12 protein-coding genes are annotated in these 21,148 nt (G+C 72.5%); 2 read left to right on the top strand and 10 right to left on the bottom strand.

What is annotated here, in order from left to right:
• Positions 1-33 precede the first annotated feature (33 nt).
• From WFJ17_RS09440 to WFJ17_RS09395, 10 genes are all read right to left on the bottom strand, one after another.
• On the bottom strand, positions 34-780 hold the full coding sequence (locus WFJ17_RS09440) for a hypothetical protein (RefSeq protein ID WP_251447316.1): 747 nt from the start codon (positions 778-780) through the stop codon (positions 34-36).
• On the bottom strand, positions 777-2,447 hold the full coding sequence (locus WFJ17_RS09435; protein ID WP_336648265.1) for a serine/threonine-protein kinase: 1,671 nt from the start codon (positions 2,445-2,447) through the stop codon (positions 777-779). The genes WFJ17_RS09440 and WFJ17_RS09435 overlap by 4 nt, the downstream gene beginning before the upstream one ends.
• Positions 2,444-4,015 carry an FHA domain-containing protein gene (locus WFJ17_RS09430; RefSeq protein ID WP_336648264.1) on the bottom strand — a complete coding sequence of 524 codons (1,572 nt, stop codon included), beginning with the start codon at positions 4,013-4,015 and terminating at the stop codon, positions 2,444-2,446. Before WFJ17_RS09430 ends, WFJ17_RS09435 begins: the two co-directional genes overlap by 4 nt.
• Positions 4,015-4,854 carry a PP2C family protein-serine/threonine phosphatase gene (locus WFJ17_RS09425; protein ID WP_336648263.1) on the bottom strand — a complete coding sequence of 280 codons (840 nt, stop codon included), beginning with the start codon at positions 4,852-4,854 and terminating at the stop codon, positions 4,015-4,017. Before WFJ17_RS09425 ends, WFJ17_RS09430 begins: the two co-directional genes overlap by 1 nt.
• Positions 4,851-6,209 (bottom strand): RDD family protein, encoded by a 1,359-nt coding sequence (locus WFJ17_RS09420; RefSeq protein WP_336648262.1) that lies wholly within the window; start codon positions 6,207-6,209, stop codon positions 4,851-4,853. Before WFJ17_RS09420 ends, WFJ17_RS09425 begins: the two co-directional genes overlap by 4 nt.
• Positions 6,206-8,617 carry a transglutaminase family protein gene (locus tag WFJ17_RS09415; RefSeq protein ID WP_336648261.1) on the bottom strand — a complete coding sequence of 804 codons (2,412 nt, stop codon included), beginning with the start codon at positions 8,615-8,617 and terminating at the stop codon, positions 6,206-6,208. Before WFJ17_RS09415 ends, WFJ17_RS09420 begins: the two co-directional genes overlap by 4 nt.
• A complete protein-coding gene (locus WFJ17_RS09410) occupies positions 8,614-9,882 on the bottom strand; it encodes a DUF58 domain-containing protein (RefSeq protein WP_292887686.1) in 1,269 nt (422 codons plus the stop codon). The genes WFJ17_RS09415 and WFJ17_RS09410 overlap by 4 nt, the downstream gene beginning before the upstream one ends.
• Positions 9,883-10,008: 126 nt before the next feature.
• Positions 10,009-10,977 (bottom strand): AAA family ATPase, encoded by a 969-nt coding sequence (locus WFJ17_RS09405; RefSeq protein ID WP_251447336.1) that lies wholly within the window; start codon positions 10,975-10,977, stop codon positions 10,009-10,011.
• A gap of 61 nt (positions 10,978-11,038) precedes the next feature.
• Positions 11,039-17,140 carry an Ig-like domain-containing protein gene (locus WFJ17_RS09400; protein WP_336648260.1) on the bottom strand — a complete coding sequence of 2,034 codons (6,102 nt, stop codon included), beginning with the start codon at positions 17,138-17,140 and terminating at the stop codon, positions 11,039-11,041.
• A gap of 333 nt (positions 17,141-17,473) precedes the next feature.
• Positions 17,474-18,811: an HNH endonuclease gene (locus WFJ17_RS09395; protein WP_336648259.1), complete on the bottom strand. Its 1,338-nt coding sequence runs from the start codon at positions 18,809-18,811 to the stop codon at positions 17,474-17,476.
• Between the two features lie 435 nt (positions 18,812-19,246).
• Between WFJ17_RS09395 and WFJ17_RS09390 the strand changes: the two genes are divergently transcribed.
• Both WFJ17_RS09390 and WFJ17_RS09385 read left to right on the top strand, forming a co-directional pair.
• Complete coding sequence (locus WFJ17_RS09390; RefSeq protein ID WP_336648258.1) at positions 19,247-19,765, top strand: hypothetical protein; 519 nt, start codon at positions 19,247-19,249, stop codon at positions 19,763-19,765.
• A 140-nt stretch (positions 19,766-19,905) separates the two neighbouring features.
• Positions 19,906-21,141, top strand: coding sequence for an SPFH domain-containing protein (locus tag WFJ17_RS09385; protein ID WP_292887691.1), 1,236 nt, complete (start codon positions 19,906-19,908; stop codon positions 21,139-21,141).
• The last annotated feature ends 7 nt before the right edge of the window (positions 21,142-21,148 follow it).

Raw genomic sequence — 21,148 nt, 5'->3', positions numbered from 1 at the left:
ACGACTCCCCATCCGTCGTCCGGTCGGATCCGGTCACTCCGCGTCGCCGGGATCCGCATCCTTCACGTCGAGCAGCGGCAGATCGGCCTTGCCGACGAGGCGCGAGGCGATCACGTGCTCGACGAGGCGCGCCCGCCGGTTGGTCGCGGATCCGCCCACCCCGCCGCGCATGCCGGGCACGCCGATGCGGTCGAACTTGTCGCACACGTTGTCGAGCTTGCGGTTGAAGCGGGTGACGGTCCAGCCCAGGCGCGCCGCGGCGTCGGCGCTGGACGGCAGGGCGCTCATGCCCGTGCCGTCGCGGCGCAGCAGCGGTTCGGCGAGGGCCACCAGAAGCTGCTTCTGGCTGAGCGTCAACGGCACGTCGCCGATCGTCGAATCGCCGTCGAACTCGCGCTCGCGCCGGGTCTCCCGGAAGGTCGGCTCGGAGGCGTGGATCGTGAACTCGTACGTGGTGGGCCCCGCGGAGAACACGACGCTCGTGGTCGCGAACACCAGGGGGAGCCGGGCGCCGGGCGCGAGCCAGGCCTGCACTCCGCCGGTCGCATCGGTCACCGTCGCCTGCAGGCGCGCGCCGATGTTCGCGAGCCACCACAGGCCGGCCGACTCGGCGATCTCGAGGAAGTGCCGATGCAGGAAGAGGTTGTCGTCGATGGCGAGGTCGCCCTCGCGCCCCACCACGAACCGGCCTCCGGCCTCGATCGGGAAGTACTCCCCCGCGAACTCCACCGTCACCCGCGCACGGGTCGGATCCTGCGTGACCTCGGGGTCCATGGTCATGAGGTGCATCCTCTCACCGTCGACGAACCGGAGCCGTTCTCCCGGCGCAGCACGACATCGATGCAGGTCGTGCCGCCGGGCTGCGCCGGGACCGTGATCTCCGGCGCGTCGACCTTGGTCATGTCGCCGTCTCCCGCGAGCGTCACCACCGTGACGAGGTAGGAGTCGCCCTTCTGCGGGCTCGGGTTGGTCCAGGTGAAGCGCACGGAGCCTGCACCGTCGGGCGTGCCGACGACGTCCTTCGGCGTCGCCGTCATGTCGCCGAGAGGATCCTGCGGATCCGCGCTCTCCGCGGCGGTCGGCTTGGGCTTCGGCGGGTTCGCGTTGAGCAGGTTCACCGCGAGCACCGATCCGCCGGCGAGCACGACCACCGCCGCCGCCGCGACCAGGCCCCAGATCAGACCCCGGCGGGACGCCGGGGCGACGGAGCGGTCCGTCGGTGCGGGAGCGGCGGGGGCCGGTGCCCTCTCCGGCGCGACGGCGCCGGCGTCCGGGCTCACCGTACGCGGCGGGCGCAGCACGGTCGGCGCATCGTCGCCGGCGTCGACCGGCGCGGCGGGGGCGACCGGCGGCGCCGGCGCGGCTGCCGCGGGCACCCGGATCATCGTGCGTGCGGAGGTCTCGTCCTCGGCTGCTCCGGCGGGGTCGAACCGCGGGCCGGGCGCCGCGGGGACGACGGGGGCCTGTACGGGGCTCGTCGTCGCCGACGGCCGGGTGGCGGTGTGACTCGGGTCGATGCTGACGACCTCGCGCACCCGGGTCAGGCCGTCGTCGTCATCGTCGTGCTCGCGCTCCGGCTGATGGTCGTCGACGATGTCGATCGGGGTCACCGAGTGCGAGAGCTCGATCTGCACCTTCTGCAGCGCCCGGGCGAACGCCACGGCGCTGCCGAAGCGGTCGGCGGGATTCTTCGCCATGCCGCGCTCGAGGACGCGGGCGAGGCTCTCCGGCACATCGGCGCGCCCCAGCGGCGGCAGCGGCTCGCCCTCGATCCGCGCGATCAGATCGGCGCCGCTGTTGCGCTGCCCCGGCTTCTCGAACGGGCTGCGCCCGGTGAGCAGCGTGTAGAGGGTGGCGGCGAGCGCGTAGACGTCCGAGCGCACCCCGCCCTGCGGCGGGTCGCCGAACGACTCCGGCGGCGACCAGGGGATCGACATGCCCGCGGCCTCGCTCACCGCGCCCGTGGTCGAGGCGATGCCGAAGTCGGTGAGGGCGGGCCGGTTGTAGGCCGTGACGAGGATGTTCGCGGGCTTGATGTCGCGGTGCAGCACCCCGGCGCGGTGCGCGGTCTCCACGGCTCCGGCGACCTGGACGCCGACGCGCAGCGCCTCGGCCACGCTGAACGGCTCCTTGCGGGCGCGCTGCTGCAGGTTCGGCCGCGGGCAGTACTCCATGACGAGGTACGGGCGTCCGTCGGCGGCGACGCCGGTCTGATAGATCGTGACGATCGCGGGATGCGTGGACAGCATCGCCATGACGTTCGCCTCGTCGGCGAACTCCTGGGCGGCGCCCGACGCGAGCCGGTCGGCGAGGAGCACCTTGACCGCCACGCGGCGACGCGGCTGCTGCTGCTCGTAGAGGAAGACGTCGGCGAACCCGCCGGTGCCCAGCGGCTCGACGTAGTCGAACCCCTCCAGCTGCGGCGGCGGGGACGGCGGACGACTCACGGCAGATCCTCGAACGCGACGGTGATCCCGTCGCCGAGATCGATCACGTCCCCGGTGACCACGATGGTCTGCTCGCCGGGGTGCAGCCGCACCGGCTCGGCGCCGGGGCGCAGCAGCGTGGATCCGTTCGTGGTGTGCAGGTCGAGCACGACGACCGCGTCGGCCTCGGGGCGGATCTCGAGGTGGCTGCGCGAGATGTCCTGCTGCGGGCTGTCGACCGCCACGAGGTGCGGCAGGGTGGCACCGCTGGAACGCGTGGCCCGCGGGCGGCGTCCGATCACGACCGTGCGGTCGAGCGCGACGACCTGCCCGGAGGACAGCCGCACCCGAGGGCCGGTGGTCACGGCTGCAGCGGGGGCGGGGTTCGCGGCACCGGGGCGCGCGGGCTCCAGCGTGATCCCGGGCACGGCGGACACGGGCGCGGGCACCGGCTCGGCGGGCGTGGGAACCGCGCCCGCGACGGTCGGCGCGACGGGGAGGTCGCCGCGCAGGGCCCGCGCCTGAGCGAGGGAGATGGTCGCGCCGTCGTGGTCGCCGTCGTCCGGGGCGCTCCCGGTCTGCGGCGCCGTCGGGGCGGCCTGCGCCGGGGCGGCCTGCGCAGGGCCGGCCTGCACCGGGGCGGTCGGTGCCGGGCGGAAGTCGAGGGTGTGCCCGCCCAGCGGCGCCGCGATGGTGTCGGCCGGGGGGAGGATCGTCTCCACCGGCGCCGGAGCACTGATCACCGTGTCGCCGAGGTCGTCCTCGTCCGCGGCCGGGACGAGCGGCGCGGGATCGTGTTCCGGCTCGGGATCCTGTGTGGTGGTCCCCTCGACGGGCTCGGGATCGGGCTCATCCGCGGGGGACGGCGTCTCGTCTCGGTCGCCTGCGGCGTCCTCGCTCGACGGCCCCGGAGCCGGGACGTCGTCCTCATCAGACGACCCCGGAGACGGGACGACGTCATCATCAGACGACGCGGGCGACGAGACGACGTCATCATCAGACGACGAGGGCGACGGGACGGGGGCCTCATCAGACGACGCTGGCGACGGGGCGAGCTCCTCGTCAGACGAGCCCGGAGCCGGGACAGCGGGGTCGCCGTCGGATGACGCGCGGACCTCGGGCGCAGCCTCGGCCGACGGCTCGGGAAGGAGCGCGGTGCCGGCGATGATCACACCGGCGCGCACGACGCCCGCGACGATCGGCAGCGCCGGATCCTCCGCGCCGTCCTCGACCCGGATCTCGATGCCGGTCATGCCGGGCACGAACCGCTCGCTCCAGGTGGTGACCTCCGCCCCGGTGATCTCGCGCTCGTCGCCCGCGGCGACCACGCGCGCCCGCACCCGCCCACGCACCGCGATCCGGGCGTGCTCGCCCTCGCGCACCACGGCGGCGAACGGCGGGATCGCGGCGAACGACCCGCCGCCCGCGGCCGTCAGCGCATCGACCACCTCGGCGAAGGAGGCCTCGTCGGCGGCGACCCGCTCCCACAGCCTCGCGACGAGCGCGGCGTCCGCATCCGGAGGCAGTGCGATCACGGCCCCGGGGCCGATCAGCGCGAACCACGACCCTGCGCGGTAGACGGTGTTCATCAGCGCATCCCTCCCATGGCCTCGGCACGCGGTCGCGTGTCGGAGTCGATGTCCTCGTCGTCGAAGCCGGCTGCGCCGTCGCGCCCCGGACGCGTGCTCACGTGGAGCGCGTCCACGACGACCGCGGTCACGTTGTCGCGCCCGCCGTGCTCGAGGGCGCGGTCGATCAGGCGCTCCGCGGCGGCCTGCGGATCCTCGTGCATCGCGAGCAGGGCCCGGATCTCCTCGTCGTCCACCTCGCTGCTCAGACCGTCGGAGCAGACCAGGATCCGATCGCCGACGCGGGCCGGGATCATCCAGTAGTCGGCCTCGCCGGTGCTGCCCGCGCCGATCGCCCGCGTGATGATGTTGCGGCGGCGGTCCCGGGGGGCGTCCGCCGCGCGCAGCTCGCCCGCGTCGATGAGCTCCTGCACCACGGAGTGGTCGACCGAGATCTGCTCCAGCACGCCGCCGGAGAGCCGGTAGGTGCGCGAGTCGCCGATGTTGATCGCCAGCCAGTAGCCGACGCCGTCGACGGCGGCGATCGTCACGCCGCTGAGCGTGGTGCCGGCCATCGAGCCCCCGTCCGCCGGAGCCGTGGTGCCGCCGATCGCGTCGACCGCCGCGCGCACGCGGGCCAGGGTGAAGCTGACGTCGTCGATGGTGAGCACCGGCCGGCCCCGCAGCTGCGCGAAGCCCTCGATCACGGTCGTGCTGGCGACGTCGCCGGCCTGATGCCCGCCCATGCCGTCGGCGACGAGGAACAGCGGCGCCTGAGCGAGCAGCGCATCCTCGTTGAGCGCACGGCGCAGCCCGGTGTGCGTGGCAGCGCCCGACCGCGCGACGATCGCCGGCGTCATGCGTAGCCGCCCACGGTGACGATCCGGTCGCCGATCTCGATGGCGTCGCCGAGACGGATCCGCACGCGCTCGCCGGGCGGGCAGGCGATCCGCACCCCGTCGCGCACGATCGTCATGCCGTTGGTCGAGTGCCGGTCCATCACCCAGCCGCCGGCGGCCTCGGCCGCGGCCTCGAAGTGGGTCTTGGACAGCGACAGGGTCTCGTCGCGGACGACGACGACCGTCGCGCCGGCCTCGGGCGCCGGATTGCGACCGAACAGCGTGCGCCCGGAGACGGTGGCGCGTGCGCCGTCGTCCCAGACGAACTGCAGCCGGTGCCCCGGGATCGAGATCCGCGTCTCCTCCAGGTCCTCCTCGTCGGGATGCACCACGGGGGTCAGGGCCAGGGCGTCCGCGACGGTGGCGGGCGCGGCCGCCGGCACGGGCGGTCGCGCCGGCGCCACGGTCTCCGGCCCCGAGACCACGGGAGCGGCGGGGGCCGGCACCGACGGGCTCACCCCGGGGACGACCGTGATCATCGCGTGCGCGGCGTCGGCGGCGGCCTGCGCGGCGGCCGACAGCACCGTCGCATCGTGCGGGTCGGCCTCGGCCGCGGGGTCCGCGACGGGCCCGCCGGCGCTCGGGGCGTTCGGCAGGGTGTGCCCCGTGGACGCGGCGGGTGCACCCGCCGGCGGGGCGAACGACGCGGCGGGGGCGGCCTGGAGCAGGGGCGGGTCCGGCGTCGTCAGGACGAACGGCGCCGGAGGGCCGGCCGCGGGCTGCGGCGCGCCGGGCACGGTCGCGAGCGTCGGCGCGGGAGCGGAGGGCTCGGCGATGACGCCGGCGCCCGCGGGCGCGGCCGTCGGTCCCGAGGCGGTGCGCGCATCGCGCATGATCGCGCCTGCCGCCCGGTCGTGCCAGCCCTGGAACCGGCCGGAGCCGTCGAACAGCGGCGTGAAGTAGCCGACGACGATCGCGGCGCTGAGACCGAACACGACGTTGCGCAGCAGCGCACGTCCGAAGCCCAGCGGCGCCTCGCTGCCGTCCCGCACGAGCCGCAGCCGCAGGATGCGCATGCCGATGGATCCGCCGGATCCCTGCAGGAAGCTGTAGACGAGGAACCAGGCGAGCATCACGAGGCTCGTGATGCCCATCCCGGTGAGGAGCGCCGAGGCGACGGCCGTCGCTCCCCCGCCGCTCGCCGCGCCGGCCATCGCGAAGGCGACCGCCGATCCGATGATCGCGGGCAGCGACGCGATCGCCGCGTCGATGAGGTAGGCGGCCACGCGGCGCGGGAGCGGCGCGATCGGGGCGGCCGGAGACGTCGGCGCGACCGGAGGCGTCGTCGCGCCGGCGCTGCTCGGGGCGTTCGTCATGAGGTCTCGCTCTCGGATCCGCGGCGTGCGGCTCGGGTGCCGCGCTGCGTGGCTGGTGTGCTCTCGATCGTGCCAGGTGCGCCCGAACTCGCGCCAGAGCCGGACCCGGGCCGGCGGACGCGTTCGGTCGCGGCGTCGCGCAGCCCCTGGAACCCGGCCGAGAGACGGGAGCCGCCGAGCAGCGAGCGCAGGCTGAGGCGCGCGATCATCCGGCGCCGCCAGCTCGCCTCCTTGCCCATCCCGGCCACGATGCCGTCGACCTCGAGCCAGAACGCATCGACGTCCTCTGCGGTCGGCTCGGACGGGCCGAACACCTGGGCGTCCGCGTGGTCGGCGAGCGCGGTCACCGCGGGGACCGTGAGCGCGGTGGCCACGGTGCGGGCCTCCTCGGCCCGGGTGGCGCCGGAGGGCAGGCGGGCCCCGTAGTCCACGGCGCGGTCGGTGAGCTCGTCCCAGCCGCCGCTGATGCGGTCGGCGGCGAGCGCCGCGACGCGTCGCCGGCGCCGGCGGGCCGCCTTCCAGGCGCCGATCACGATGAACGGCGCGGCGAGGATCGCGAGCACCAGCAGCACGCTGCCGCCGATCGCGAGGATCGTGCCGAGGATGCCCCACAGGTTGTCCGGGCCGTCCTGGTTGCCGCGCTGGTCGGGCACGCTGGGCGGAAGCTCGACCGGCTCCTGCGGCGGGGGCGGCGGCTGCAGCACCTGCGGCTTGGGGACGACCTTGGGCTTGGTGATCTGGTCCTGCGGGACCTTGTCCTTCGGCGGGGTCGGGTCGAAGGCCACCCATCCGGCCTTCTCGAAGTTGACCTCGACCCAGGCGTGCAGGTTGTCGCCGTTGGCGGAGAACGTGCCCTTCTGGCCCTTCTCCGGGTAGAAGCCCATCACGACCCGGACGGGGATCCCCAGGGAGCGGGCCGCGAGCGCCATCGCGACGGCGTACTGCTCGTCGTCGCCGATCATCTGCTGCCCGTCGATCAGCGTGGAGATCCGCTCCTCGGTGTGCCCGGCGCGGCTGAGGGCCTCGCCCTCCAGGCCGTGGCTGAAGAAGCCCTCCTCGGAGAACTTCTTCACCAGCGCCCGCACCTGCGCGATGGGCGTCTTCGCGTCGGCGACCGTGTCGGAGGCGAGCGAAGCCAGCTTCTCTGGCACCTCGGCCGACTTCGGCATCGCGACGGATCCGAAGGCGAGGCCGTCGAGCTGCTTGTCCGTCCAGGTGCGGGGGATCGTGGTGTCCAGGGTGTACGTGTCGCCCTTGCGCAGCTTCGAGGTGGCGACCGCCGTGCCGGTCGAGTCGTTGTAATAGGTGCCACGCCGCAGCGCATCGGCGTCGGATCCGCCGAACGTGATCCGGCTGACGGCGCCGGCGTCGGGCAGCCACACGCCCGTGTACGCGTCCATCGTGACGTCGAGCGTGGCCGCGGAGCCGGTGGCTCCGGCCGACATGTTGTCGCGGATGGGACTGAACGCCCCCGACGACCCGACGCCCTTGTCCGACACGTCGTAGACGACGCCGTTGTAGGCGTCCATCGTGCCGACCCGGATGCGGGCGCCCTCGGGCAGCCCCTTCACGGTGAACAGGGTGTCCTTGCGGTGGTCCTTCACGTACCCGCGGTACGACTGCAGCGGGCTCGCGTACTGGTGCACGTCGAACGGCGGCAGCACCACGTCGCGGAACACGTGCCGCGGCTCGGCGAGCGTCGTCGCGGCCGCGACGCCCGTGCCGGCGAGGCCGGCGACGACCAGCACGGCCGCCCCGGCGAGGATGCGGCGACGGCGCAAGGCGGAGGAGCGGGACCCGTCGGCCGCGACCGGGACCGCGGCGTCCGCGCTCTCGCCGCCGAGGCCGCGCAGCGCGAGCCAGGCCACCGAGACGAGAGCGAAGACGACGCCCTGCGCGATCGGGGCCGCCGGATCCGGGACGCCCATGGCGATCACCAGCATGAGGTGCGCCGCCGCGGGGATCAGCGCCCACGCGACCCGGCGCAGCCGCAGCGCGAGCGCGGCGGTCAGCACCCCGAACACGAGGGCGGACAGGAACGGGACCAGCGCGTAGCCGTCCCCCACCGCCACCGGCGCGACCGTGGTGAGCATCGCCTTCCAGCTGGTGACGGCGCCGGCCGACAGCGCGCCCAGGGTCTGGCCGGTGGGCACGAAGCCGAACAGCGTCGTCTGCGGCAGGGCCAGCGCCCCACCGAAGACGAAGTAGGCGAGCACGGTGAGTCCGGCGGTCGGCAGGATCCCCCAGCCGCGCCAGGCGCAGAGCAGGGCGACACCGAGACCCAGCACGAGGCCGCCGAGCGCGGCGGGCAGGAAGGATCCGCCCGCGAACGAGGGCCACCATCCGGCGATGCCGGCGCCCATGAGCAGGGCCACCGCGACGAGGTCGGTGAGGCGACGGGCCATCATGCGAGCACCTTCCCGAGGGCGAGCGGCAGCTGCTCGAGCGCGCCCACCGTGATCACATCGGCCTCGCCGATGCGGCGCAGCGACGGGGCCTCGCCGAGATCGGCGACGATGGCGAGCACGCGCGACCCGAAGGGCAGGCGGGCGCAGGCGGCGCGCAGCTCCTCCGGCGAGGTGCGGCTGCCGCCGACGAGCACCACGACGCTGGACAGCGGCATGTGCGCGGCGACGGTGCCGGCCAGCGCCGCCAGCCCGCCGTCCTTCGCGCGGCCCTCCTCGACGCCCGCGAGCGAGTCGAGGAGCTGCTTGCCCGTGCCGGACGCCAGCGCCCGGCCCTGCACGCGCAGCTCGACGTGCTGCGCATCGCGGATCGCACGCAGACCCACGGATCCGGCCAGGGAGATCGCGAGCTCGAACTCCTCCGCCTCGGCGTACTCGGAGCTCGCGCGGCTCAGGCCGATGACGAAGTGCGAGCGCCGCGTCTCCTCGTACTGCCGCACCATGAGCACCCCGGTGCGTGCCGAGGAGCGCCAGTGCACCCGACGCAGGTCGTCGCCCGGCTGATACTCGTTGAGCGCATGGAAGGAGACGTCGTCGCGGGACAGATCCGACGCCGGCAGCCCCTCGAGGTCGCGCAGGAAGCCGAGCGACTGCCCGTCGAAGGCGATCGTGCGCGGGTGCACGAAGAGATCGATCGGATCGTCGCGCCGGTGCGCCCGCTCGAACAGCCCGAGCGGGTCGCCGCGGACGACGCTGACCGGGCCGACCGACACGACGCCGCGCCGGTGGGTGGGGATGGCGAAGAGCTCCTCCGCCTCCTCCCCGGGGGCGAGCCGCTTGATGCCGAACTCGCCGCGGCCGGCGCCGACCGGCAGCACGACGCGCGAGGGCAGGATCGCCCTGCTGCCGCGGTTGGCCAGGGTCAGCGCCCCCACCGCCCGCTCTCCGACGACGACGCGGGTGCGCGCCAGGTCGAGGGTGATGTCGTAGGCGGTGCGCCCGATGAGGAACAGCGTGCACAGCACGAGCACGACGGCGAGCACGAGCGCGATCACGGCCAGTTCGATCCAGCCGAGCGGCAGCGCGATCAGGAGGCATCCCAGGGCCGCACCCGCGAGCACCCAGGCCAGCGGGCGCACCGCGCCGGCGATCAAGCGGAGCCGCGTCCCCCCGCGCGCGAGCACGAGCGCGAGGATGTCGCGCCAGCCGGCCTCGCGGTCGGATCCGGCCGGGCGATCGGTGCTGCGCGCCGGGGCGGTCGTGGTCATGCGTGCTCTCTGTCTTCGGATGTCCCTTCGACGAAGCTCAGGGACCGGGGTTGCGGCTCAGGGACCGGCGTTGCGGGGCAGGGGCCGGGGTGGCGGACCGCCGTGCGGGGACGGACCGGCGCCGGATCAGGCGGCGCGGGCCTGGGGGGCGGCGACCTTCTCGACCACGCGGGCGATGACGGTCTCGGCGGTGGTGCCGGCGAACTCCGCCTCCGGGTCGAGCAGCAGGCGGTGCAGCCACACCGGCCGGGCGAGCGCCTTCACGTCGTCGGGCAGCACGTAGTGACGACCGTGCGCGGCGGCCCACACCTTGGCGATGCGGACCATGGCGAGCGCCCCGCGCACCGAGACGCCGAGGCGGATCGCGGTGTCGGCCCGGGTCGCCTCGACGAGCTCGGCGATGTAGCGCAGCACCGCGGGCTCGACGTGCACGGCGGCGGCGAGGTCGGCCATGTCGGCGACCGCGCTCGTGGTGATGACCGGGGCGAGCTTCGCGGACGGGTTGCGCTCCGCGGCGCCCGCGAGGATCGACGCCGTGACATCGAGGTCGGGGTAGCCGATCGAGGTCTTGATGAGGAAGCGGTCGAGCTGCGCCTCGGGCAGCTTGTAGGTGCCCGCCTGCTCGATGGGGTTCTGCGTCGCGATCACGAGGAACGGACGGCCGGCCTCGTGGGCGACGCCGTCGACGGTCACCCGCGACTCCTCCATCACCTCGAGGAGGGCCGACTGCGTCTTGGGCGAGGCGCGGTTGATCTCGTCGGCGAGCACGATCGAGGCGAACACCGGGCCGCGGTGGAACTCGAACGTGTGGGTGTTCTGGTCGTAGATCGTGACGCCGGTCACGTCCGACGGCAGCAGGTCGGGCGTGAACTGGATCCGGCTGCTGGTGCCCTGCACGGTCGCGGCGAGCGCCTTCGCGAGGCTCGTCTTGCCCGTGCCGGGGGCGTCCTCCAGGAGCACGTGCCCCTCGGCCAGCATCGACGCGATCACGAGGCTCACCACGTCGCGCTTGCCCTGCAGGGCACGGTCGACGTTGTCGGCCAGGCGGCTGAAGGTGCCCTGGAACCAGGTCGCCTGCTCGGGGGTCATCGTCATGTCTGTGGTTCCTCTTGCTCGTCGTTCGTCTGCTGTGCTGCGCGGGCCGGTCCTCGCCCGGCTACGGTCTCGCCCAGAAGCTCTTCTCGGTGTCCACTCCGCCGCCCCAGCCGACGATGTCGACCCAGACGTCGACGCCGTCGCGGCCCTTCCAGCAGGAGAGCTGCTGGCTGCCGGAGCCGTCGAAGTTCACGGTGTGGTTGCCGCCGATCTGGCCGTCCACGCTGGAGTGGCAGGTCACCGTGTAGTTGCCGATCTTCAGGTTCTGCCAGTTCACGACCATCAGGCGGCATCCGTTGACGCACCCGCTGCCGGCGGCGGCGCCCTGGGTGACCCACACGCGGGGCGGCGGCGGGCTGTTGGTCTTGCGCGAGGCGGAGACCACGCTGGACTGCTGGCTGACCCCGCCGTCGTTCACGAAGGCCTGCGCGTCGATCGTGTGCGTCTGGTCATAGCCGTTGCCGACCACGGTCGATCCGTTGTTCGCCACCGACTGCCATCCGCCGCCGTCGATGCGCACCTTCATGGTGACCGGGCGCCCGTTCGGCGCCGGCGCGTTCCAGGCGAGCGTGATGCTCTGGCCGTTGTTGGTCGCGCTGACGTCCGGCTTCCCGATCGGACCGTACGGGCGGACATTGCCCTTCGAGCCTGCGTCACCGGGCTGGGACTCCTGCCCGCCGACGACCGAGTAGGCGCGCACCGACACCGTGTAGCTGTTGTTGTTCGTGGCCGGGATGTTGCGCCCATCCCAGTTACGGTTCCAGTTGCCCCCGGTCGAGTACTCGTAGTGGATCTCGGATCCGCTGGCCCCGTTGGCGTCCGCCAGCGTGTACTCGACGGCGATGTTGTTGTCGCCCTCCACCACCTTGGTGAGGGTCGTCGCCCCCGGCTGCCCGAAGGCGCGCCGCGGGCTGGACGGCGCGGACCAGGCGCCCGGCGAGGGCGACTTGTTCTTGCCGCGCACCTGGAACGTGTAGTCGGCGGTCGAGTTGCCCACCGTCACGGCCTGGCTCGTCAAGCTGCCGGGGACGGTGATCGTGCGCACCACGGATCCGCCCTGCATGACCTGCAGCTCGTAGCTGGAGATCGGGTCGCCGTTGGCGCCGGCCGGGGTCCAGCTCACGGTCATCTGCGACTGGTTGCCCACGGACGGCGCGCTCTGCGCCTGCGGGGTGCCGGGGGCCGTCGGCGGACCCGCCGGAACCTCCGACGCCGACCAGCCCGACCAGCTCGAGGGCTCGGGGGCGCGGTTCACCGCCTGCACGCGCACCTGGTAGTTCGCGCCGTTCTCCAGGCCGTCCCACTTCACCGACGTGCCGGTCACGCCGGTCTTCGTCGCGGTGCCGCTCGGCGGCGCCGGGGAGATCTCGAGGTTGTACGAGGTCACCGGGGATCCCGGGGTCGTCGGCGTGGTCCACGAGACGTCCAGCGACTTGTCGCCGAACTTCAGGGTCGGCGGGTTCGGGGTGTCCGGCCGCGCATCCGGGCGCGCCACGGCCGAGGTCGGCGACGGCTTGCCCTCGCCCACGCGGTTCGTGGCGGTCACCGCGAACGTGTACTCGACGTTGTTCGTCAGCCCGTCCAGGGTGCACGTGGTCGACGTGCACGGCTTGGAGTAGCTGCCGCCGCTCGTGGCGCGCACGGTGTAGCCGGTGATCTCGGCGCCGTTGTTCGACGGCGGCGACCAGTTCAGCACCACCGTGCGGTCCTGCACGCTCGTCACCTGCGGGGCGCCCGGCGCATCGGGAACGCCCTGCACCGTGACGACGATGCGGCCGTCCACCTCGCGGTCGGGATCCTTCGTCGCGTCCTGCACCCGGTAGGTCGCCACGATCTGGCCGACGAACGCCTTGCTGGGCGTGATCACGACCTTGTCGCCCTGCACCGACGCGCCGTCGGCGTCGCCGGTCTGCACGCTCACGGAGCGGATCTTCAGCGGCTTGTCCGGGAACGGGTTGACGTCGTTCTGCAGCACCGGGATCGTGACCGCCTTGCCCTGGTCGGCCTGCGGCACCGTGTCCTCGTTGGCGACGGCGAGCGGCCGCGTGGAGGCGGCGACCGTCACGGCGACGGTGCCGGTGACCGGCTCCGTGGTGCCGTCGGTGATGCTCAGCTGCACGGTCGAGCCGGAGCCCTTCGGCGTCTGGGAGTCGGCCTGCACCCTCAGCGTCGAGCCGTCCAGGCTCGCCGTGATGCCGTGGTCGGGCTGTCCGGTGATCTTGTAGCTGATCTTCTTCGCATCGCCCGGATCCGGATCCTTCGTCAGCGCCGCGAGGTCGACCTTCTGCGCGTCCTCGCCGGGCGCGACCGACACCTGCGCGTTCGTGAACGCGGGCGGCTGGTTGTCCGGCGGGAGCACGGTGATCGGCAGGCTCAGAGTGGACTTGCGCCCCTTCGGATCGTCGGGTCCGGTGCCGTCGGTCACCTCGAAGGTGAGCGCGTCGTCGCCGAAGTAGCCCTGCTTGGAGGTGTAGACGAGGGTGTGCTCGTCCTTCAGCAGCGACGCGCCGTTGCCGTTGACGGCGCTGACCTTGCCGGCCTCGGTGATGCGCACGTCGCCGCCGCCCGCCACGGCGACGTACTTCGACAGCGGGAGTTCGATGGTCTCGCCGCTCTTGACCTCGACCGGCTTGGTCGAGCGGAGGGTCGGCGCGAGCTCGGACAGGGCGGGGACGAAGATGAACGCGGACGCGGTCTGCTCGTCCTGGTCGGTGACGGAGTACTGCACCAGCTGCCGCTGGTCCGTGACGGTGACCTGGATCTTCCGGTTCGGCAGCACCTTCGCCGTGGGGTCGCCGACGCTGAGCTTGAGCGCGTCGATCGTGCCGTCCGGATCCTCGTCGTTGTCCAGCACCGGCACCTCGACCGTCAGGGCCTCGCCCTTCACATCGGATGCCTGGATGCGGTCGTCCCTGGCGACCGGTGCGACGAGGGGGACGTCCTCGGCGACCGTGATCTGCACCGGCGCCGTGGCGGTGGCGCCGTGCGCGTCGGCGACGGTGTACTGCACCGAGGTCTGCACGGGGCGGTCGGGCGCGGTGATGAGCACGCGGTCGCCGGACACCCGGGCCTGGAGCCCGTCCACGCCCGCGGCGGTCTCGATGCCGTTCTTGACCAGGCCGATCGTGTCGCCGTCCGGATCCGAGTCGTTCGTCAGCACGGCGACCGCGACGGTGCGGCCCGGCCGCATCACGATCGAGTCCTTGACCGCGTAGGGCGCCTGGTTGATGTTGGCGCCCGGGGCGATGCCGACGCGGATCGTGGCGGTCGCCTCCTTGCCGAGGCGGTCGCGCACCTTGTAGGTGAAGGTGTCGATGCCGCTCGTCTTGTCGAAGGCCGTGTAGGTGAGGTAGTTCGAGCCGACCTCGGTGACCTGCCCCTGCTTCGGCGCGGAGTCCAGGCCCACGAGCTCCACGGAGTCGCCCTCGGCGTCGAGCCCGTCCAGCGGGACAGGGATGCGCACGCTGGTGCCGCTCAGGGCCCGCACGGTGAGATCGTGCGGGCGCGGCGCGGTGTTGGCCTTCTCGTCGACCGGCAGGATCTGGATCGTGATGTACCCGGCGGCCTTCTGCCCGTTGGAGTCCACCGCCTCATAGGTCGCGTAGACCGTGCGCGGGGTGTCGCCGGCGCGGAAGCGCACGGTGTCCTGGGACACGAACGCCTCGCCGTACTTCGGATCGACGAGCGGCTCGACGAGGTTCGGCGCCACGTGCAGCGTCGTGCCGGGCGCGTGCTTGTCGTTCGCGAGCACCGGGATCGTCACCACGTCGCCCGCGCGCACCACGGCCGTGTCGTCGTTCGCGGTCGGAGGGTCGAGCTTGGCGGGCGCGGGGATCGGGATCACGATGACGTCGCCGTCCGCGGTCTGGGATCCGTTCGAGATGCGGTAGCTGATCCGCACCTCCTTGTCGAGGTTGCCCTGATCGGTGACCCGCAGGGTCTCGTGGTTCAGCACCGACACGCCCACGCCGCTGTGCGGGGGCACGGTGACCGACTGCACGACGAGGATCCCGCCGGCCGGGTCGATGTCGTTGTTCAGCACCCCGACGAGCACGTCGCCGCCGCTGGGCAGCAGCGCCACGTCGCGCACCGCGGTCGGCGGCGCCGCCTCGGCCGTCTTGTCGAGCACGTCCACGCGGACCAGCCCCGGCACCGCATTGGGACCGGCGCTGACGAGGTACTGCATGTAGTAGGTGCCGGGAAGCTCGGCGCGGAACGTGAACGTGCCCTCGGCGAAGTTCGGGGTGATCACGGCGCCCGGCGTCTCGTCGACGCGGGTGAGGCGGAGCTGCTCCTTGCCCGAGCTCGTGTCGTTCAGCAGGGGGTCGGCCGTGACCTGCTCACCCGCGCGGGTGACGTAGTGATCGGCGTTCGTCTTCGGGGTCGTGGTGCCGGCAGGGCGGATGTCGAGTCGGATCGTGCCGCTGGTCAGCTCGCCCATCGCGTCGGCGACCTGGATCCGGATCTCCTTGCGGCCGGGCAGACTCGCCACGGCCCGGTAGGTGAGCTGCCCGTCCGGCGTGTAGTCGACCTCGTCGCCGGGCGCGGCCTCGACATCCTTGAGGTACACGTCGTCGCCGTCCGGATCGATCCAGTCGGGCAGGGCGTTGTACGTCACGGTCCCGCCGGCCTCGACGAGCAGACCGGGAGTGCGCCGCTGCTTCGGGGCGGCGTTCACGCTCCAGTCGTGCACGCTGATCGACGCGTTCGCGGTGGCCTTGCCGCCCCGGCCGTCATCGGCCTGATACTGGAACGACGCGGATCCGGTCGCGTCCTCCGGCACCGCGATCTGCAGCGCCCCGCCGTTGTTGATCGGCTGCACCTCGCCGATCGGAGGCTGCTCCTGGGCGAGGGAGGCGACCAGCACGTCCCCGTCGGCGTCGGTGTCGTTGTCGAGCACGGGCAGCATCGTGGTGCGGCCCGGACGGACGCCGAACTCGTCGTCGTGCGCGACCGGCGGCGTGTTCTCGGGCGTGCGCTTGGGCAGGGTGGTCTCGACCTGGTCGTCGGTGGTCTCGTCCTGCTGCTCGGAGCTGCCCTCCGGCGGCACGATGTCCTGCCAGTTGTCGACGCGCTGCAGGTTGTCGGTGGCCATCCAGGCGGCCCCGCTCGCGGTGTCGTTGAGCACCACCACGTCGCGGTTGACGCGGAACACCAGGGTGGAGCTGCTCTCCGCGCCCTCGATCGAAGTCGCGAGGTCGTCCGCGGAGCCGATGCAGTCGCGGAGGAACTTGGCGGATCCGCCCCACGCGCCGTAGGTGCACCCGTTGAGGAACACGGGGGCCGCGGGGGCGCCGGTGCCGCCGATGTCCCGGGCCGAAGCCGCGGAGCCGTCGAGGGGCACGGTGATCAGCGCGTCGGCCGTGGCCAGCACCGCCGAGGTGTTCTCCGCCGAAGGCTGCTGCAGCACCGCGGCATCGAGGTTCTTCACCTCCGCGCCGTCGAGCTGCGTGCGGTGTCCCCCGGCGAAGACGGTCTTGGCGTCCGCATCGAGCACCACGGGGGTGTCGCCGACGACGGTGATCGTGGGCTTCGCGTCGTCGGCGAGCTCGATCTTCTCGGTGGACGGCGGCTGCGGATCCCCCTGCTCGTCGACGTGCACGGTGACGATGGTGCGGTCCTTGGCGGAGACGCCGTAGACCGTGCCGTCCGTGCCGACCGCGATGTCGGCACCGGCCCCGAGGGTCGCCGAGGGCTTCGTTCCGGCGGCCTTGAACCCGCTCAGCGACGAGGCCTGGCGCACCCAGAGCTTGCCCTCCTTGGGGTCGAGGATGGCGACGGTCGTGCCGCCGAGGGCCGACTTGGCGCCGCCCGGCACCAGCACGGCGTCGCTGAGCACCACGCGCGCCGGGTCGACGGCGGTGAGGGTCGAGGCGGAGCGGTCGGCGACCAGCACGGTGCCCCCCGACTGGAGCACGTCGTAGTTCTCGCCGCCGGTGCGCAGTCCGCCGTCGAGCACCCGGGACTGATTGTTGAAGTGTCCGACGAGCAGGCTCGAGGTCTTGGTGAGCCACACGCCGCCGTCGTGCAGGTCGACCTCGGCGGTGGGGTTGCCCTGATAGGCGAACGCCATGCCGGTGACGGCGAGGGCCGCGGCGGTCACTCCGGCCGCAGAAGCGAGGGTCTTCGGTCGCATCCGCAACCACGCGAACGACTTCACCACGAATTTCCCCCCGACCGTGCAGCACAGCTGTCCCATGCGCAATTGTCAGGGGACTGTAAGAGTGTATGTCGGCTTCCTGGGAACGGCGATGGGGAGAACTCCCCATCCGGATCCACGCCCGACGCGCTTTTCCGGCTCGCGGTGCACGCCACCCCGGGGTCGTTGAGCGAGCGCCGAGCGCAGCGAGGGCGAGACGAAACGCGGTCACCCGGCAAGGGCACCCCGTTTCGTCTCGGCCGCCTCCGCCGTCTTGCCCAACGACCCCGGGAGGGCGCGGACCAGGGCATCGTCGCTCGGCGACCGTGATAGGCACGGGTGTCGCCCGTCAGGCACTCAGGCGAGTTTTTCGGTGCGTGCTCTGCCGCCGGGGCGGGGTGGGGCACTGGTGCCGGGTGGGGGCAGGAACCAGACCTTCGCGTGGATGCCGGTGCCGTCGACGCGGATGGTCCAGTCGTTGTCGTGGACGAGGTGGTGGCAGGTCTCGCAGAGCAGGACCCCGTTGTTGAGGTCGGTTTCGCCGTGGTCGCGGGCCCACCACGCGATGTGGTGCGCTTTCGTCACCCCGGGTGGAAGTCCGCAGAACGCGCACCCACCATCGCGTTCGACCAGGGCGAGGCGCTGGGCGCGACTGAACAACCGCCGATCCCGCCCCCAGTGCAGGATCTCCCCGTCTTGCCCGCATACCCACCGGCTCACCCCGCCCCCGCCGGCCATGCGGCGGACCGTGTCGATGCTGACGGGCTGGTCGAGCCCGTCGATGAGCCCGGACCCGGTCCCTGCCTCCAGGTCGGTCGCGTTCACGCGGACGATCACCGTCGCCCCGTTCAGGGTCCCCTTGCCCTCACAGGTCAGGGCGTGCTCGGCGAGGTGGGTGAGCGCGTCGGCCTGGATCTGCGGGACGGTGCGCCGGTCCGCGTCCGGCGCGTTCGGGTCGCGGCCGTCGCGTTTCGCGGCGAACTCGGCCGACACGAACCCTCCGATCGCGGTCTTCACCGCCGCACCCCGGGCAGGATCCAGGACCGCGGTCACATACAGCATCCCCTCCCGCTCGAACAGGGTCACCGACGCCCGGGCCCGCAGCTCCTCCTCCCGCGGGGCGACACCGTCCGGATCCAGGTGTGCTTCCCACCGGGTGAGCATCCGCCGCACCTCATCGTGCGACAACCCGGGCGCCTTCCCGGTGAGGAACTCCTCCGCCTCCGCGGTCTTCTCCCGCCCCACCTTCACGATCATCCGGTCCAGAAACCCCACGATCACCCCCGCCGCCGCCGCCCCGATCCGCCCCGCGACCAGCGCCTCCCGCACGGCCGGGAACTTCGCCGGCAACACCTCCCCGACCAGGTTCGCCCGCGGCGCCGTCGCCTCCCCGACCTTCACCAGCCGGGCCGCATCACCCGTGGACGCCCCGGTGGTCGTCGCGATCAACTGGGCCGTGTTCCGAAACCCCTGCTGCCTCGCCAACGACCCCGGCCCCAGCTCCGGCCGGGACTCCTCCGCCAACCGGGCAGCCACCTCCGCATGCACCCCATCCGCGGTGCGCTTCACCCGCCCGATCGCCTCATTCACCGCCACCAGCCGCGCCCGCGACAATCCCGCACCAGACCCCGCTTCGCCCCACGCCTCCACCAGAAGCCGAGTGGCCTCCAGGAGCGGATCAAGGGTGCTGGACATACCCCGAGCCTATCGAGAATCGAAATAATGTTCGGCAGTTATCCACAGGCGGATCCTTCCGCGAACCGAAGCAGACCCGCGTTTCGTCTCGGGCGCCTCCGGCGTCCTCGCTCAACGACCCCAGGGGACGGGCAGCTCCGGCGTCCTCGCTCAACGACCCCAGGGGACGGGCGGCTCCGCCGTCCTCGCTCAACGACCCCAGAGGACGGGCGGCTCCGGCGCCCTCGCTCAACGACCCCAGAGGACGGTCGCCTCCGGCGCCCTCGCTCAACGATCCCAAGGGACGGTCGCCTCCGGCGTCCTCGCTACGACCCCGAAGGAACGGCCGACACCGCTGACGTGCGCCCCTATCCGCCCCTCCACCCTTCGATCGATTTCCCGCCGGCGGGCCAGGATCCGCGCGCTCGGCATAGGGCGGAGCCGTACGCTCGGAGCATGTTCCTCGACCCTGTGCTGCGGCGCGTGGAGCCGCTGCTGCTGCGCGTGGACCGCATCGCCGGCGGCCGCAACGCCCACGAGAAGATCGCCGAAGCCGATCGCGATCATCACCGCACCGTCCGCGCTTTCCGCTGGGTGTTCTGGCTGCTCGCCGTCGAGCTCGTGATCGGGATCGCCGCGGTCGTCGTGGCCGTCGTGATCGCGGTGCAGGCGGGGAGCATCGCCGCGGTGCCGTTCGCGGTGTGGATGCGCGCGCTCATCGTGCTCGCGATGACCGTCACCCTCTTCTACTTCGCGTGGCGCGCCGCCCTGGGCTGGCGCTGGGCGTACCAGCGACTGCGCCTGTTCGCCCAGATCTTCCCCGTCATCACGCTCGTGATGGCGGCCATCCCCGGGCTGTATCCCGCCTGGATGGTGACCGAGCAGATCGTCTTCAGTCTCATCATGATCGGCGTCGCCGACTTCCTCACCAGCGATCACATGCGTCAGGCGTTCCGCAGGCCGGAGACCGCCTGACCCCTCCCGCCGCACGGGCCGACAGTTCGCTCTCCCCCTCGGAACGCCGCTGTGGTAGGAAGAGCGTGGATAGGGGGCGCCGGCCTCCTGCCGGACCCAGACGCCCCGCCAGGGGCGTCCCGACGTCAGGGGACGCGATCATGGGATTCATCCAGGCATTCGTCGGTGCACTCGGCGGCACGCTCGCCGACCAGTGGAAGGACTTCCTGGTTCCGCCGCAGGGGCTCGCGCCGACGGCCGCGATCTTCCCCGCCGTCGCCCAGGGCCAGAACGCCGGGCGCGGGTCGAACGTGCGCGGATCCGAGAACATCATCACGAACGGATCCAAGATCATCGTCCCCGAGGGCACCGGGGTGCTCACCTTCCAGGACGGCCACATCACCGGTTTCATCGCGCAGCCCGGCGGCTACGAGTGGCAAAGCTCCGACCCGAACTCGAAGTCGATCTTCGCCGGAGACGGGTTCGTGAGCCCGCTCATCACCCAGTCGTGGGAGCGGTTCAAGTTCGGCGGGCAGCCGGGCAGCCAGCAGCTGGTGTTCTACGTGAACCTGCGGGAGCTCCCCAACAACCGCTTCGGCACGCAGTCGGAGATCTACTGGGACGACGCCTACCTGGGCACCCAGGTCGGCGCGATCACGCGCGGCACCTACACGATGCGCATCGTGGATCCGATCCTGTTCGCGTCGCAGTTCGTGCCGCTCACCTACCTGCAGCCCGGCGGCGGCGTGTTCGACTTCACCGACATGGACAACGACGCGGCGACGCAGCTGTTCAACGAGGTCGTCTCCTCGCTCGCCCCGGCGTTCTCGCTGTACACGAACGATCCCGCCAAGGGCAATCGGATGGCGAAGATCCAGGCCGACTCGATGGGCTTCGCTCAGTCGCTGTCCGCCGCGGTGGAGAACGGCTATCGCTGGACGAGCGCCCGCGGGATCACGATCGTGAGCGTCGCGCTGCAGGCCATCGAATACGACGAGACCACGCGCGCCCTGCTCGCCGACGTGCAGAAGGCCGACGCCCTGGGCGGCGCCCGCGGCAACTCCTTCCTGCAGCAGTCGGTGGCCCGGGGCATGCAGGCCGCCGGCGAGAGCGGCGGCGGCGCGACCAACATCGCGATGATGGGCATGGGGCTGAACGCCGCGGGCGGCGCGATGGGAGGGCTCCAGCAACAGGGCGTCACCCCGGCCTACCAGCAGGTCCCCACGCCGCAGCCCCCGGCCGCGCAGGCCCCTGCGCCCGAAGCCGCGCCCGCGGCTGCGGCGCCCGCCGCCGATGACCCGCTCGCCAAGCTCACCCAGTACAAGGCGATGCTGGATCAGGGGCTCATCACCCAGGCGGACTACGACGCCGCCAAGGCCAAGGCTCTCGGACTGTAGCCTCCCC

The organism is Microbacterium sp. MMO-10 (assembly GCF_037148715.1).
Taxonomy (GTDB): domain Bacteria; phylum Actinomycetota; class Actinomycetes; order Actinomycetales; family Microbacteriaceae; genus Microbacterium.
Note: the sequence above shows the minus strand (reverse complement) of the source record. Positions and strands in the feature narration are given on the sequence as shown.